This window comes from Kitasatospora sp. NPDC093679 (genome assembly GCF_040683455.1).
GTDB classification, from domain to species: Bacteria; Actinomycetota; Actinomycetes; order Streptomycetales; family Streptomycetaceae; genus Kitasatospora; species Kitasatospora arboriphila.
In genome coordinates this window covers 1-14,085 of the sequence record NZ_JBFBDW010000071.1, presented here as the reverse complement: position 1 = coordinate 14,085, position 14,085 = coordinate 1, and the positions used below count along the sequence as shown (strand labels likewise).

General features: G+C 73.3%; 16 protein-coding genes and 1 pseudogene. 9 read left to right on the top strand and 8 right to left on the bottom strand.

All coding sequences use genetic code 11. The features are described from left to right. Window positions 1–19: 19 nt before the first annotated feature. Entirely contained in the window at window positions 20–655 is a 636-nt protein-coding gene (locus tag AB0O09_RS35220; protein ID WP_363549028.1) for a transposase, read from the bottom strand. Window positions 656–837: 182 nt separating this feature from the next. Further along, window positions 838–1,257, bottom strand: coding sequence for a hypothetical protein (locus tag AB0O09_RS35215; protein WP_363549026.1), 420 nt, complete (start codon window positions 1,255–1,257; stop codon window positions 838–840). Between the two features lie 130 nt (window positions 1,258–1,387). On the opposite strand from AB0O09_RS35215, the gene AB0O09_RS35210 reads away from it, so the two are divergent. Next, entirely contained in the window at window positions 1,388–1,819 is a 432-nt protein-coding gene (locus AB0O09_RS35210; protein ID WP_363549024.1) for a hypothetical protein, read from the top strand. A 103-nt stretch (window positions 1,820–1,922) separates the two neighbouring features. On the opposite strand, the gene AB0O09_RS35205 is transcribed toward AB0O09_RS35210, so the two are convergent. Further along, window positions 1,923–3,662, bottom strand: a complete 1,740-nt coding sequence (locus tag AB0O09_RS35205; protein ID WP_363549062.1) for a putative Ig domain-containing protein — start codon at window positions 3,660–3,662, stop codon at window positions 1,923–1,925. Between the two features lie 281 nt (window positions 3,663–3,943). Here AB0O09_RS35205 and AB0O09_RS35200 point away from each other — a divergent pair, with 281 nt between their 5' ends. From AB0O09_RS35200 to AB0O09_RS35175, 6 genes are all read left to right on the top strand, one after another. Further along, window positions 3,944–4,519 (top strand): DUF6529 family protein, encoded by a 576-nt coding sequence (locus tag AB0O09_RS35200; RefSeq protein WP_363549022.1) that lies wholly within the window; start codon window positions 3,944–3,946, stop codon window positions 4,517–4,519. Between the two features lie 129 nt (window positions 4,520–4,648). Further along, window positions 4,649–5,185: a hypothetical protein gene (locus AB0O09_RS35195; protein WP_363549020.1), complete on the top strand. Its 537-nt coding sequence runs from the start codon at window positions 4,649–4,651 to the stop codon at window positions 5,183–5,185. Window positions 5,186–5,407: 222 nt separating this feature from the next. Next, window positions 5,408–6,052, top strand: a complete 645-nt coding sequence (locus tag AB0O09_RS35190) for a hypothetical protein (RefSeq protein ID WP_363549018.1) — start codon at window positions 5,408–5,410, stop codon at window positions 6,050–6,052. 243 nt (window positions 6,053–6,295) lie between these two features. After that, entirely contained in the window at window positions 6,296–7,804 is a 1,509-nt protein-coding gene (locus AB0O09_RS35185; RefSeq protein WP_363549016.1) for a S8 family peptidase, read from the top strand. A 21-nt stretch (window positions 7,805–7,825) separates the two neighbouring features. Then, window positions 7,826–9,088 (top strand): serine-threonine protein kinase, encoded by a 1,263-nt coding sequence (locus AB0O09_RS35180; RefSeq protein ID WP_363549014.1) that lies wholly within the window; start codon window positions 7,826–7,828, stop codon window positions 9,086–9,088. A gap of 700 nt (window positions 9,089–9,788) precedes the next feature. Continuing rightward, the gene (locus tag AB0O09_RS35175) at window positions 9,789–10,334 is read left to right on the top strand and encodes a hypothetical protein (protein WP_363549011.1); all 546 of its coding nucleotides are present in this window, start codon (window positions 9,789–9,791) and stop codon (window positions 10,332–10,334) included. A 91-nt stretch (window positions 10,335–10,425) separates the two neighbouring features. Here AB0O09_RS35175 and AB0O09_RS35170 read toward each other — a convergent pair. The 4 genes and pseudogenes from AB0O09_RS35170 to AB0O09_RS35155 form a co-directional block, all read right to left on the bottom strand. Beyond that, window positions 10,426–11,411 (bottom strand): annotated as a pseudogene (locus tag AB0O09_RS35170) (aldo/keto reductase). A gap of 178 nt (window positions 11,412–11,589) precedes the next feature. Beyond that, a complete protein-coding gene (locus AB0O09_RS35165; protein WP_363549008.1) occupies window positions 11,590–11,784 on the bottom strand; it encodes a hypothetical protein in 195 nt (64 codons plus the stop codon). Window positions 11,785–12,052: 268 nt separating this feature from the next. Next, entirely contained in the window at window positions 12,053–12,361 is a 309-nt protein-coding gene (locus tag AB0O09_RS35160) for a YrdB family protein (protein ID WP_363549006.1), read from the bottom strand. Then, entirely contained in the window at window positions 12,358–12,708 is a 351-nt protein-coding gene (locus tag AB0O09_RS35155) for a hypothetical protein (RefSeq protein ID WP_363549003.1), read from the bottom strand. The genes AB0O09_RS35160 and AB0O09_RS35155 overlap by 4 nt, the downstream gene beginning before the upstream one ends. 59 nt (window positions 12,709–12,767) lie before the next feature. On the opposite strand from AB0O09_RS35155, the gene AB0O09_RS35150 reads away from it, so the two are divergent. Beyond that, window positions 12,768–13,214, top strand: coding sequence for a MarR family winged helix-turn-helix transcriptional regulator (locus tag AB0O09_RS35150; RefSeq protein ID WP_363549001.1), 447 nt, complete (start codon window positions 12,768–12,770; stop codon window positions 13,212–13,214). Window positions 13,215–13,295: 81 nt separating this feature from the next. On the opposite strand, the gene AB0O09_RS35145 is transcribed toward AB0O09_RS35150, so the two are convergent. After that, entirely contained in the window at window positions 13,296–13,742 is a 447-nt protein-coding gene (locus AB0O09_RS35145; protein WP_363548999.1) for a DUF1772 domain-containing protein, read from the bottom strand. Window positions 13,743–13,833: 91 nt separating this feature from the next. Between AB0O09_RS35145 and AB0O09_RS35140 the strand changes: the two genes are divergently transcribed. Continuing rightward, on the top strand, window positions 13,834–14,085 hold a 252-nt coding region (locus AB0O09_RS35140), incomplete at its 3' end, for a helix-turn-helix domain-containing protein (RefSeq protein WP_363548997.1).

Below are 14,085 nucleotides of genomic sequence, written 5' to 3'. Positions count from 1 at the left end.
CTATTGCTTCGCCCCGTCGCTATGCGGCGGGGCGAAGTGCTGTCAGGGGGCTGGTCCGGGTGCGGGCGCGGGGTGTGTCGGTGAGCCAGGCGTTGATGCGGATGATGTTGATCGCGGCGCCGGTGAGCTGGTGTTGGAGGCTGGTCTTCGGTAGACCGTGGTAGCGGGATCTACGCAGGTCGCAGGCATGAACCGCTTGAGAGATAGTGCCTTCGACCCCGGCGCGGATCTTGTAGCGGGTCTTCCACTCTTCGGTGGCCTGGAGAGCGCGGGCCTGCTGGAGGGCCAGGTGCTCGTCGCGAGGCCGCAGGCTGAGCTCCCGCTGTCTGCCGTTGGATGAGTTGATGCATGCGGCCCGGTCCGGGCAGGGATGGCAGGCAGTCACCGGGAAGCGGATCCGGATGACGGGCAGGCCGGTCTCGGAACGATTGGTGCGCCATCCGCTCGTCGTCGTGCCGTTCGGGCAGGTGGCCTGCCGATTGTCCCCGTCGATGCTGAAGGCGTTCTGCCCGAAAGCGGCGTCGCCGCGGGCATGGGGAACGGTGACGGCCTTCATCGGCCCGTGCAGGGCGACCTTGTGGTCTCGCCGGGCGGCGACGATGGAACCGGCATTGGCGTATCCGCTGTCGACCCAGTGCTCGCCCTGCTCGTGCACGGGGAATTGTCCGTCCGCACCGATCTCCCCAGAGGCTCGGCCGAGTACCGTCCGGCGCGGTGGCCCTGACGGGGTGACAGGGGCGCTGCTACCAATACCGACGTGACCGATGACGACATCGTCCAGCGGTCCGCGAACAGGCCCGCCTCGGCGAGCCGCCACCACCGGCGCGAGCGCGCAGATCAAGCAGCGCTCGACCGGGACGGCTCCTGGAGGTAACCGAGCACTGCGGCGGATGCGTCCCGCAGGAAGGCGTCGACACCAGCGGAAACCAGGTCCAGCGAGTCCGGCCCGACCTCGCTGACGGCCATCTCCTGTCCTTCGTCCAGCAGGTCTCCCCCGTCGCGGCAAACGTCGATCTGCACGGCGACGCCGGCCGGTTGGTTCACGCATTCCAAGCACACGACGACGTCCTCGGCCTCCGGCTCCTGGCCGGTCCGCAGTGAGAGGAAGACCCGGAGCGGGAAGGCCGGTGTCCGGTAGCTCGACACGACCCACGACAGCCGCGGATCGCTCTCCTGCAGCTGCTGGGCGAAGGTCTCGTACGAGGAGGTCACCCGGAGGGCGACCTGGTCGATCCACTCGACGCTGGGAGTCATCACCGGTGCACAGTAGCCGCGGAAGACCGGAGCCGCCCAGTGCCGTGATCGAAGACGTTCGCCGGGTGAGGGCCGGTCTGGGCCGTGGGCTACGGTGATCGCCGAATGTGGTGGTGTTCGGGTGGGGGGCGGCATGGCTGTGGTCGAGGTTCCGGGGCCCGAGCCGGAGTGGGAGCCCGCTCCGTCGTACCAGGGTGGGAAGCGCAATCCTGCGTTCCAGCAGAGCATGTGGGAGTTCGCCGCCAGCTCCTTCCGGTTGGTGGCAGGGTTGAAGCCGCCGCTGGAGGCGCTCGCGGCGCGGTTGCGTCTGACCGTCGAACAGGGGTGGGAAGACCTCGGACCCGTCGATGTCGCCATGTTCCGCGTCGAGCGGGCCGACTTTGCGCTGAGCCGACTCGAAGGCGCGGTGGTCCCCGGCACGTTCGTCTGGGTGAGGCGCTCGGCGGAGGACGTGGAAGGGGCGCTGGACATCCTTCTCGACGCCCTCGGTCTCGACCGCGAGGCGTTGGCGTTCCGCGGCACCGTGGAGACGGGCTTCGAGGTGTTCGACGGCTCCAGCGGGTGAGCGGTCCGGCCGAGGCGGCCGGTCACGCCGCTCACGTCAGCCGGCGGCTCCGTCTCGGCCGGGTGTGCCGGTTACCCGCTGGGGGCGGGTAACCGGCCGGTGTTCAGGAGACGTTGAGGGTGATGTCGTCGAGGACGAAGGAGGTCTGCTTGGTGTAGTCCTCGGCGCCGGTGAACTTGAGGGTGACGGTCTGGCCGGCGTAGGCGGCGAGGTTGAAGGTCCGCTGCTGGTAGCCGGTGGCGGCGTTGAGGTTGGAGTAGGTGGCCAGGACGGTGCCGTTGGCGGTGACCGTCAGCTTGTCGTAGGCGGTGGTCGTCGAGGACGCGCTGTCGATGTGGAGCCAGAAGGCGAGGGTGTAGCCGGTGCAGCCGGTCGGCAGGGTCACCGTCTGGGCGAGGGTGTCGGTGTTGGTGGTGCCGTAGCCGTCCAGCCAGGCGTCGTAGCTGCCGGAGTGCGGCGGCTCGCCGGCGCTGCTGTTGATGGTGGAGGCGCCGCCGCTGTTGGTCTCGGTCCAGGACGAGGTGGAGCCGGTCTCGAAGCCGGGGTTGGCGATCAGCTGGGCGGCCGTGCAGCCGGATCCGCCCGCGGGGTTGACCGTCCAGGTGAAGGTCGTCGAGGAGGACGGGCCGGTGGAGTCGGTCGCGGTGGCGGTGACGGTGGACGTGCCGGTGCCGGTCGGCGTGCCGCTGATCAGGCCGGTGGCGGAGCTGAGGGTGAGGCCGGCGGGCAGGCCGGTGGCGGTGTAGCTCAGGGTGCCGCCGGCGGTGTCGGTGGCGGAGAGCTGGAGGCTGGTCGCGGTGCCGACGGTGGCGGTGCGGGCGCCCGGGTTGGTGAGGGTGACGGTGCCGGTGCTGCTGCCGCTGCCCTGGGCGAGCCAGGCGGTGGCGTTGAGGGCGAGGGCGGCGTCGGTGCCGGCGGGGTCGTTCCAGCCGTCGTACAGGGTGTTGCCGGACTGGCCGGTGCCGTCGTCGATGGGCGAGCTGTCGCCCCAGATCGCGACCCGGCCGCTGCCGAAGGCGGAGGTCGCGAAGAAGGCGCCGGTGGTGCCGCTGTAGCCGCTGCGGTAGACGAGGCCCTTGACCGCCGGGTTGTCGGCGGGCTTGAGGGTGAAGGTGGCGCCGTTGCGGATGATGGAGCCGGTGACCGTGCCGAAGGCGCCGTTCAGCACCGGGTCGGTGGTGTCGGTGACGGCGCGCGGGTTCTCGTCGGCGATGTTCAGCAGGTCGACGGAGAACCCGAACGGGTCGGTGCTGTCGACGCTGTTGGTGGTCATCAGGTCGTTGATGATCGCCGGGGAGTCCCAGCCGTCGTTGTTGCGGTCGCTGACGGTGTGGTCGGAGATCAGGAACAGGCCGCCGCCGTGCTGGACGAACGTCATCACGGCGGTCTTCTCGGCGTCGGTGAGCCGGATGTTGGGCTCGGGCAGCACGAACTCGTCGAAGTTGGCGAGGTCGAGCGCGCCGCCGGTGCCGTAGGTGATGGCGGACCCGGCGGGGAGGGTCTTCAGGCTGTACCGGCCGGTCTTCTGGAGGGCCACGCCCCAGGCGGAGAGGGCGCCCGTCCACGAGGTCTCGGTGCTGGGGTCGGCGTTCTGGCCGAGCGGGTCGGGCTGGCTGGTGGAGATGATCCAGTCGGCGTTGCCGGCGGTCTCGGCCTTGCTGTTGTCGAACAGGATCCGCTTCGGGGTGCTCGCCGCGGCGGTGGTCCCGGCGGCCGCGGCCCCGACGGCCGGGGTCGAGGCGGCCGGGGTCTCGGCCGCTGCGGCCCGGTGCGGCACGGCGCCCGCACCGGCGAGGACGACCAGCGCGGCGGCGGCGAGGGCCAGCGGGCGGGCGGTGTTCATGGATCTGATCACGGGTCAGCACTCCTCGTGCCAGGGAGGTAACAGCTGGTGCGCGCTACGCGCGTAGGCGCGGTCTCACGGTGTCATGTCCGGGTGATCGCAGCTTGAACGGAACACGTCGCGTCGACGCCCTGCCGGGATCCCGGAAGGAGCGGTGCTCCCCCGCCGCGGCGCGCTCCGCCGACGGGGGATCTTCTCGTCCGGTCGGCGCGCCTGGTGGATGTGGAACCCGGGCCTGTGGCAGATGTGGGCGGCACGGCCGACCGTCCCGAGGAGTCTCGATGCGACCACCCGTCTCCCATGACCCGCCGCGGTACCGGGCGTGGCAGGTGCTGCTGTGGATGCTCGTGCCGGTGGCCGTCGCGCTCGGCGTCTACTGGTACGGCCGCACCCTCACGCCCGACTACACCAGCGGCCTGTTCGGCCGGGAGGGCGAAGACGCCACCCGGCTGAAGGCCCGACTGGGCAGCGCGCTGTTCAGCCTGGCACTGGTCCAGCTGCTCCTCGCCCTGTGGATGTACGGACGGCTGCCGGGCGCGCCCCGCCCGGCACCGCGGCCCGTCCCGCCCGTCCACCGGGTGACCGGGCTGCTCGCCTTCCTGCTCTCGCTGCCGATCGCCCAGCACTGCCTGGTCACCTACGGGGTGCAGCTGAACAGCCCCCGGGTGGCACTGCACTCGATCACCGGTTGCGTGCTGTACGGCGCGTTCGCGGCCAAGGTGATCGTGGTGCGCAACCGCCGGCTTCCCGGCTGGATGCTGCCGCTCGCCGGGGGCGTGCTGGTCTGCGCGATCGGCCTGCTCTGGTACACGGGCGCGCTCTGGTACCTCAACGGCTACGGGGCCCCCGGCCTGTGATCACCGGCGGATCTCCCGAACCCGATCGTGCACGGGTGAACGCCGACCCCCCGCGCCACGTACTGGAGGGTGTACGACTCGCCCGGCCGCCACCCCGGGGCCGGAGGTCCGCCGAAAGGAGAGTCGACCATGCGACGTCTCATCTGGGCGGCGGCGCTGCTGCCCGCCCTCGCCCTGGGAGCCGCGGCCTGCGGCAGCAGCGGCGGCGGCTCGAAGTCCGCCGCGGCACCGGCCAACGCCTACCCGCCGGCCTCCGCCTCGCCCACTCCGGGGCCGCAGTCCTCGGGCCGGTCCGGCGCCACCGGCACCACGGTCGTGGTGCACGACTCGGACCTCGGGAAGATCCTGACCGACGGTCAGGGGCGCACGCTCTACCTCTTCGAGAAGGACAGCCCGTCGATGTCCGCCTGCGACGGCGCCTGCGCCGTCGCGTGGCCGCCGCTGACCACCACCGGCGCCCCGCAGCCGGGCGCCGGGGTCAACGCCGCCGACCTGGGCACCATCACCCGGGCCGACCACCGCACCGAGGTCACCTACCACGGCCACCCGCTCTACTACTACGCCGGCGACCACAAGCCCGGTGACACGACGGGCGAGGGCTCCAAGGCGTTCGGCGCCGGCTGGTACGTCCTCAACGCCAGCGGCAACAAGATCGACAACGACTGACCTCCCGGGGCGCGCGCAGCGGGCGCGGCCGATCCGCGGTGACCGTCCCCGCGACCCGGTGGATCCACCCGGCCGGATCCACCCGCCCCGCGCCTCCCGGCGCCCCGGCAGCCCGGCAGCCCGGCGCCCCCGTACCTCCTTGACGACGGCGGGCGCCGTCCACCATGGTGTGGACCACTCCCCTGCACCGCAGCCCGTTGGAACTCCTGACTCGGAGACGGCATGCGTGCACCCACTCGTCCGACCCGTCGGCCCCGTCCGACCCGCCGGCCCGGCCGCCACGGCCTGCCCGCCGGCCTTGCCGCCGCGGCACTCGCGCTGGCCGGCGCCGCCCTCGGACCTGCCCCCTCGGCGACGGCGGCGCTGCCGGACGTCCAACTGATCGTCAACGGGGGCTTCGACTCGTACCCGTGGATCTGGGACTGCGAGCCGACCACCTCGCACGGCACCGTGCCGCACGAGCACTACGTCTCGGGCCGGCCGACCGCCGACAGCTACGCGGGCTGCACCCAGCGGGTCCGGGTGCAGCCGAACTCCGACTACACGCTGACCGCCTCGGTGCGCGGCCCGTACGTGTTCGTCGGCGCGTCCGGCACCGGCACGGAGACCGTCGCCACGTGGTCGGACAAGAGCGACTGGAACGGACTGTCGGTGCGCGTGACCACGGGGGCGGACACCACCGAGCTGACCGTGTTCGTCCACGGCTGGTACGGGCAGGGGCCCTACGACGTGCGGTGGATGTCCTTCACCGGGCCCGGCGTCGCCCCGAACCCGTGCGGCGGGTCCGGGACGGTCCCGCAGACCCAGAGCGGCGGCCCGGCCTCCCCGCCGCCGTCCCCCGGCTGCATGCGCACCTACCTGCCCTGACGGCCCGTCGGCCGCCCCTCCCCGACCCGGGACTCCCGTGCCACCGAGGCCGGGTCCGGGGCGGGGCGACCGTCCGTGGCGGGGCGACCGTCCACCAGCACGCCGCGCAACCGAGCAGCGGACCGGCCGGGGACACGCTGCGCAGCCGGGGGCACGGTGCGCGAGGAGCGCGGATGACAGGCCGGGCGGGCAGGCGCATGGTGGAGCCAGGGGTACCGTACGCCGCCACGGGAGGTGCCCAGGATGAAGCCTGCGCCGGGGAGCGAGCCCCTCCCGCGGCCCGGGGCGGTCCGGAGCCAGATCAGCCCGGCCCTCAAACCGGGCGCCGCAGGTCTCCGCGGCCGGGTGGTGCCGATCGACGACCAGGACCGCAGCCCGGTGCTGGTCGAGGTGGACCTCACCCGGGACGCGGACACCGAGCAGACCCGGACGGCCTTCCTCGCCCTGTACCAGCAGGTCTTCCCCGGCCGGCCGCAGCCGGTCCGGGTCGCCGCGAGCTACCTGCGCTGCCTGCTCAGCCCGGACGAGATCGAACTGCTGCTGCAGCGCGACCAGGGGTCCGCCCGGCCGACCGTGTTCCGGGTCTGGCCGGACTACACGATGGACGCGCACATCGACCGCTCGGTCTCCACCATCAAGGCCGACGCCGTCGCCCGCTGCTACGCCTCCTCCGGTCTGGGCGTCGTCTGGGCGGTCATGGACAGCGGCATCGACGAGCACCACCCGCACTTCGCCGGCGGCACCCTGCAGGGCCAGGTCGCCGAGCTGCACCGGGACTTCACCGCCCTGGTGCCCGACGGCCCGGACGGGGCGCCGGAGCAGCCGCTCACCGACCCCGGCGGCCACGGCACCCACGTGGCCGGGATCATCGCGGGCGGTCTGCCGCCGGACAGCACCCCGCTGATCACCAACCTGAAGATGATCGGCGGCTTACCCGTCCGGAAGTCCCGTGAGCTCGCCGAGGGCCGCTCACTGCGCGGCATCGCCCCGCTCGCCCGGCTGGTCAGCCTCAAGGTGCTGGCCCGGCGCGGCGATGCGCTGGTCACCTCGTCCAGCGCGGTGATCGAGGCGCTGTACTACCTGCGGGAGAAGGTCAACACCGGCGGGCGCCTGCTGGTGGTGCACGGCGTCAACCTCAGCCTCGGCTGTCCGTGGGACGCTGGCGAGTACGCCTGCGGCCAGAGCCCGGTCTGCCGGGAGGTCAACCTGCTGGCGGCCAGCGGTGTGGTGGTCGTGGTGAGCGCGGGCAACGGCGGCTTCGGCACCCGGGTGCCGGGCGAGGACGGCAGCGACACCCGCGGGGTGCTGGCGTCGATCACCGATCCCGGCAACGCCGACGGCGCGATCACCGTCGGCTCCACCCACCGGGACCGTCCGCACGAGTACGGCGTCACCTACAACTCCTCGAAGGGGCCGACCCTGGACGGCCGGCTGAAGCCGGACCTGCTGGCCCCCGGCGAGCGGATCACCTCCTGCGCCACCGGCGCCCTGCGCGGCGACGTGACGGCGCTGCTCCCGGCGGGTGCCGACCCGGCGGCCGTGCCGGTCTACGCGGAGCAGAGCGGCACCTCGATGGCGGCCCCGCACGTCTCCGGGGCCGTCGCCGCCTTCCTCTCCGTCCGGCCGGAGTTCATCGGCCGCCCGCGCGAGATCAAGGAGTTGTTCTGCGCGAACGCCACCTCGCTCGGCCGCGACCGCTACCTGGAGGGTCACGGTCTGCTCGACCTGATGCGCGTGATGTCCAACGTCTAGACCGGAGGAGATGACTCGAACATGGCTGCACCGATCGCCGGGCTCCCGCACTGGGAGGTCCGGTTCGACAAGGACGGGCAGCTGCTGGACGACGACGGCCTGGTGGCCGCACTGCCCGGAAGCGGTGTACGGGAGCTGTTCGTCTTCTCGCACGGCTGGAACAACTCGGAGACGGCCGCCCGCGCCCTCTACCAGTACACCTTCGGCGAACTCGCCGGCCAGATCGACTCGTTCGCCCCGTCCTGGCACGGGAAGGCGGGCGTGGTCGGGGTGTTCTGGCCCTCGCTGCTCTTCCCCGAGGACGCCCCCGACACCCCGTCCACCCCCTCCTCCCCGGCCGAGCTGGCCGCCGCGCTCGCGCCCGCCTTCGCACCGGCGGAGCAGGACAAACTGGCCGAGATCACCACGCTGTTGGAGCAGCAGCCCGAGGACGCAGACCAGTTGACGAACTGCCACCGGCTGATCGGCGGGCTGGTCACCTCCCCGCCGCTGGCCGCCGAGGACCAAGGGCAGCAGGCGGTGCTGGACAAGCCCACCGGCGAGGTGTTCAGTGCGCTGGCCGGGCTGGCCGGCGAGCAGGGCGACGCCCAGGGCTTCCCCGACCCGTTCAAGGTGCTCTGGCACGGCGCCCGGGAGGCGCTGCGCACCGCCAGCTACTACGAGATGAAGAACCGCGGCGGTGTGGTCGGCAAGGACGGTCTCGGCCCCCTGCTCGGCCGGTGCGCGGGCAACGGCCTGCGGGTGCACCTGATGGGGCACAGCTTCGGTGCCCGGCTGGTGTCGTTCGCCCTGCCCGGCCTGCCGGAGGGCGTCGGCAGCCCGGTCGCCTCCGTGCTGCTGGTCCAGGGCGCCTTCTCGCACTTCAGCTTCGCCGCGCCGATCCCGGTGAGCGCCGACCGCAACGGCTTCCTGGCCCCGTACTTCGACCGGGTCGCCGGGCCGCTGCAGTCCATCTTCTCGATCGGCGACCGGGCCGTCGGCTGGTGGTACCCGGCGGCGTCGATGCTCAACAACGAGGACGACCAGGCCGCCTCCGACCTGACCTACCGCTGGGGCGGGATGGGCCACGACGGCTTCCAGCAGGGCGGCGCCGAGCAGTTCGACCTGAAGCCCGCCGGTGAGCCGTACCCGCTGCAGTCCGGGCGGTTCTACCGGCTGCGCGGCGACGACGTCATCAAGGCGGACCTGTCGCCGTTCGCCGGGGCGCACAGCGACATCCAGCACCCCGAGGTGGTCTGGGCCGCACTCGCCGGCGCCACCGCGGGGGTGGATCTGGCGGCCTGACGCACCGGCCGATTTGCACCGGAGCCGGAGCCCGACCTCGCACCGCGCGGGACCGCGGGACCGTTCCAGCAGCCCGTCCCGGGCGGAGCGGGCGCCGCGGACCGCTCAGCGGGACATCGCGCGGGCGAGGGCGGTCATGGCGGTGCGGGTCTTGGACTCCGGGCGGTCGGAGACGCGCAGGCCGTGGTCCCGCAGCGTCCGGACGAGCAGCTCCTGCGCGGCGGAGGCCTCCGCGGGGCCGGTGCGGACGGAGAGTACGAGGAAGCTGAGCCCCCTGGTCGGCGACCGTCCAGAGTTCGGCGGTGACCGGGTGGATCAGGTCCCGCAGCGAGGGCCTCCACTGGACGGAGTCGATCGGGCCGAGTGCCACCAGGTCCTTCAGCCGGTCGCAGCCGAAGCCCGCTCGGTCGAGCAGGTCGCGCTGCCATGCGTCCCTTGTCGCGTCCGGAGCGCGGCCGCGCAATCACCGCCACCACGGGTTGCGGACGCGCCGCACGATCGGGCGGAGGGTGCGCGGCCGGCCGGGTGAAGGAACCGCCGGGCCGCTCCGGCAGGCGCAGGCCGCGCAGGCGGACCGACGGAGTCCCCGCGATCCGGAACGCCGCGGCGCCGGAGGCCGTCCTACCGGGCGGGCCGCCGGACCGGCGGCCGCCGGACACCATCGGCCGCGCGGCGCCCGCGCGGTCCCACGGGGGCATGCATGGACCTCTCCTTCGGGCTTCGACCGGAGCCGTACGACCTCGGGCCCGATCCCGACCTCGCGACGTGGCTCGCCGAACTGGGGGCGACGCGGCACCGCGTCGTCCACCTCGGGCCCGACGACGGCCGCAGCCACGGGCAGCTCTGCTGGGACGTGCTGGAGCCCACCGGCCTGCTCGCGGTGCACTGCCGGGACTGCCGGCACGGCCACGGCGGGCCCCGCGACCCCGCGCGGATGGACGCCGCCCTCAAGATCGGGATCCCGCCCGGGGAGATCGTCCCGTGGACCGCGGCCACGCTCCTGCGCGACCTCGTGTACCGCACCGGCGAAGGCGGCCTGCGGCCCGTCGCGGAGGCGGTCGCCCGGGGCCTCGTCGACCTGCTCGGGCCCGGCGCCGACTGGCGGGCCAACGGCTACGCCGCCTACCGGGAGGGCGCCACGGGCAACGTCCACTGGGCGCCGGTCAGCGAGGCCACCTTCGACGCGGCGGTCGTCGGCATCGGCAACGGCCACGCGGTGGTGGTCGTCGCCACCGGTGAGGACTGACGCCTGCCCCTCTCCCCCCGCGGCCGACCGGTCCGGCTCCGGTCCGGCTCCCGGTCAGGGCCCGGCTGCCGCGGAGCGCCGGGGACGCCGGTCAGTGGGCGGCGTCGAGCCTGGCCCGCTGGTCGGCCGTCAGGGTGAGGTCGAGTGCGGCCAGGCTCTCGTCCAGCTGGGCCACCGAGGAGGCACCGACCAGCGGGACGACCGGGACCTCGCCGCCGATCAGCCAGGCCAACACCACCTGGTTGACGGTGGCTCCGGTCTCGGCCGCCACCGCGGTCAGCGCGGCCCGCCGGGCGGGGGTGCCGGCGTGGTCGAAGGCCGCACCGAGCGGCTTGTCCGCCCGGACGTAGCCGCCGCCGAGCAGCGGCGAGTACGCCACCAGGGCGAGCGAGGGGTCCTCCCGGACGTAGGCGAGCAGGTCGCCCGCAACCGCGCCCTGGTCGCCGTCGGGGCTGAGCGCGCCCGGCAGGTCGGCCCGCCGGCGGAAGTAGCTGTGGCTGTACTGGAGCACCTCGTACCCGGGCAGCCCGGCCGCCGCCGCGAGGTTGCGGGCCCGCTCGATCCGCCAGCTCCAGTGGTTGCTGACGCCCAGCAGGCCCACCGACCCTTCGTCCACCAGTGCGCCGAAGGCCCCGACCGTCTCGGCCAGCGGCACCCGGGTGTCCTCGATGTGCGCGTACAGCAGGTCGAGCTTCTCGACGCCGAGCCGCTGCCGGCTCCGCTCGGACTGCTCCCTGATGATCTCGGCCGACAGTCCCTCGCCGTTCTCCACGTAGCCGGTGCCGGGCGCGAGCGGCCGGGCGCCGAGCTTGGTGGCGATCACCACCTCGTCGGTGATGCCCCGGCTGCGCGCCAGCGGCCGATGAGCTCCTCGCTCGCGCCGCCCTGGCTGCCGTCGAGCCAGTAGGCGTAGTTGTTGGCGGTGTCGACGAACGTACCGCCGGCCTCGACGTAGCGGTCCAGCACGGCGAACGAGGTGGCCTCGTCGGTCAGCGTTCCCATCAGCATGGCGCCGAGGCTGAGCACACTGACCTCGCGGCGGGTCTTCGGGTCGGTGCCGATCGTGCGGTACTGCATGCCGGTTCTCCTCCCACGGACCGCCAACTGCGGTCCGCGGGCGACAGTTTGGTTGCTGGAGTGCACTCGAAGTCAAATGGTCCAGACCTCCGGCCCGAGACGGCGCGTCCCCGCACGGGAACGGGCCGCCGCACGCCGGGCGGTCCCGGCCACGGGACGCGACGGCGCGGCGCGCGCCTCAGTCGCCGTCACCGCCCGACCGCTTCGGGTGCCCGCCACTGCCCGCGTCGAGCTGTCGCAGCACCTCGCCCGCGACGATCGTCACGGCCGCGACGGCGCGGACCCCGCGCGGCGCGCCGCGTGCGGCCCACACCACGCAGACCGCCCCGGCGGCGGCGAGCACCAGCAGACCGAGCAGGACCGCTCCGGCCATGTTTCCTCCCCATGATCTTCCGACGGCCCGGTGATCGTCCCAGAGCGGCGACGGCATCCGCCACCACCCTGCCGCTCGACCTCCGGCCCGTCCCGCTCCCGTCCCGGGAATCGAGCACGGGCACCCAGGCCGCGCCCCGCCGGCGTTCCGGATCATGGTGGCGACGGTCGACCGGAAGGGACGGACCACCTGGGGGACCCCACGGGGGGAAGCTCCCGCCCCGCGTCCGCCCGGAGGTCGGTTTCGGGTGGGCCGGACGGCGACACGCTCAACGCCCCGGCCGGCCGGGCCCTCCGGGCATCCGCGGCCTCGCGGTGGCCGCACGGACCGCGGCCGCCGCACCCGCACCGAACCAGCAGACCTCGAACGCCCCCCGGGCCGCCCCGTGCAGCGGGTGGTCGGCCGTGGGTGCCGCGAACCACCCCCACAGCAGGGCGAGTCCGGCCACCGACACCGCGGCGGCGACCAGCCGCACGGCGCGCCGGCCGGGCCTGCGCCACGCCCACCAGCCGGCCGCCGCGTAGACGGCCAGCTCGGCGCCGAACGCCAGGACGTCGACCGCCGTCACCCCGTTCACCGGGCCACCCACCAGGCGGAGACCAGGTGCAGCACCGCGAACGCGCCGGCCCCGAAGCCCATGCCGAGGTTGCGCTGCCGGAAGCCGATCGCCGAGTCACCCACCTGCGCCAGACCGGACACCAGCAGCATCGGCCAGGCCACCGCCGCGCCGCCCGCGGCCACCGTCACCGCGGTCGCCACCCCCAGGGGCACCGCCCGCGCGGCGTACGCCCGGGCGTACACGTGCGCCCCGACCGTGACCGGCTCGCCCTCGGGCAGCCCCAGGCCCGGGCGCAGCACCCCCGCCACGCTCGATCCCGCGCTCACCAGTGCGGCCAGTGCGTTGGCCGCCGACAGAACGTCCATCCCAACTCCCCCTGAATCATTCGAGCTTCGAACGATATGAGGACGGTACCATTCTCGTCATGAGCGATGTCAAGGGAGCGGCGGCACTGCGCGCCACGATCGTCTTCAACCTGGGCACCCTCGGCGCCCTGGCGTCCGACCGATTCGCCGACCGGGTCGAGGAACTCGGACTCAAGCCCAAGCACGCCGGCCTGCTGGCCGCACTCGACGCCGGATCCGCCACCTCGCAGCAGGAACTGGCCACCCGACTCGGCGTCGCCCCCAGCCTGATCGTGGTGCTCGCCGACCAGCTCCAGGAACTCGGCGCGGTCGAACGCGTCCGCGACCCGGAGGACCGCCGCCGCCAGGTCCTCACCCTCACCACCGAGGGCCGACGGCTGCTCGCCCGCTGCGCGGAGGCCGCCGAGGCCGCGGACGCCGAACTGACCGCGGGGCTCACCGAACCGCAGCGCACCGCACTCACCCGCAGCCTGCGCACGCTCGGCGAACAGCACGTCCCGCGCTAGGCGCGGCTTCAAAGGCGTACGGATGCCACACACGGGCGCACCGCGAGGGGCGCCCGTACGTGCACGTTCCGCGCCGCGGACTCAGGCGAGGGCGGCGACCAGCAGGGTGAAGGCGCCGATGAGGACGGCGACGCGGACGTAGTGGTACCGGTCCCAGCGGTCCCCCTGCTCCTCCCAGTCCTCGGGCCGGTTCTCGCCGGTCCAGGTCTTGCTCCGGTTGTTGATCGGGACGAGCAGCAGGAGCGACATCACCACGCTGACGATCAGCAGTGCGGCGGCGGCGACGACCAGGCCGGTGCCCTGGTGGTGCCGTCCGGCGACGGCCCAGACGACGCCGAGGACGAGCGAGCCGATGTACCAGACGGGCATCACGGCGCCGAGCATCCGGCCCCCGTGGGCGCGGCCCAGCACCCGGCTCTCCTCGGGGAGTGCCTTGAAGATCGGGTTCATGACGAAGGCGACGGAGAACTCCACCCCCACCATCAGGCCGACGGCCACGGTGGTGAAGACCTCGAGCAGGTTGAGCATGACGACCCCTCCTGGAATCTAGCATTGCTAGCCGATGAGGCAACGCTAGTACTGCTGCCGCTCGATTGTCTAGCGATGCTAGGATCCAGGCATGTCGGTACAGCAACGCAAGGAACGCGAACGGGCGGACCGCGAACGCCTCATCGTGGCCACGGCCCGTGAACTCGCCGAGCAGCAGGGGTGGGACGCGGTCACCACCCGCCGGCTCGCCGAGCGCATCGAGTACAGCCAGCCCGTCCTCTACAGCCATTTCCGCGGCAAGCGCGAGATCATCGGCGCCGTCGCCCTCGACGGCGCCGCCGAGATGGCCGTGGCGGTGCGGGCCGTCCGCGGCGGCCGCCGC

Coding starts and splice junctions, on each gene's coding strand:
- AB0O09_RS35210 (WP_363549024.1), top strand. CDS start 1,388: ATGGCTGTGGTCGAGGTTCCGGGGCCCGAGCCGGAGTGGGAGCCCGCT.
- AB0O09_RS35205 (WP_363549062.1), bottom strand. CDS start 3,662: ATGAACACCGCCCGCCCGCTGGCCCTCGCCGCCGCCGCGCTGGTCGTC.
- AB0O09_RS35200 (WP_363549022.1), top strand. CDS start 3,944: ATGCGACCACCCGTCTCCCATGACCCGCCGCGGTACCGGGCGTGGCAG.
- AB0O09_RS35195 (WP_363549020.1), top strand. CDS start 4,649: ATGCGACGTCTCATCTGGGCGGCGGCGCTGCTGCCCGCCCTCGCCCTG.
- AB0O09_RS35190 (WP_363549018.1), top strand. CDS start 5,408: ATGCGTGCACCCACTCGTCCGACCCGTCGGCCCCGTCCGACCCGCCGG.
- AB0O09_RS35185 (WP_363549016.1), top strand. CDS start 6,296: ATGAAGCCTGCGCCGGGGAGCGAGCCCCTCCCGCGGCCCGGGGCGGTC.
- AB0O09_RS35180 (WP_363549014.1), top strand. CDS start 7,826: ATGGCTGCACCGATCGCCGGGCTCCCGCACTGGGAGGTCCGGTTCGAC.
- AB0O09_RS35175 (WP_363549011.1), top strand. CDS start 9,789: ATGGACCTCTCCTTCGGGCTTCGACCGGAGCCGTACGACCTCGGGCCC.
- AB0O09_RS35165 (WP_363549008.1), bottom strand. CDS start 11,784: ATGGCCGGAGCGGTCCTGCTCGGTCTGCTGGTGCTCGCCGCCGCCGGG.
- AB0O09_RS35155 (WP_363549003.1), bottom strand. CDS start 12,708: ATGGACGTTCTGTCGGCGGCCAACGCACTGGCCGCACTGGTGAGCGCG.
- AB0O09_RS35150 (WP_363549001.1), top strand. CDS start 12,768: ATGAGCGATGTCAAGGGAGCGGCGGCACTGCGCGCCACGATCGTCTTC.
- AB0O09_RS35145 (WP_363548999.1), bottom strand. CDS start 13,742: ATGCTCAACCTGCTCGAGGTCTTCACCACCGTGGCCGTCGGCCTGATG.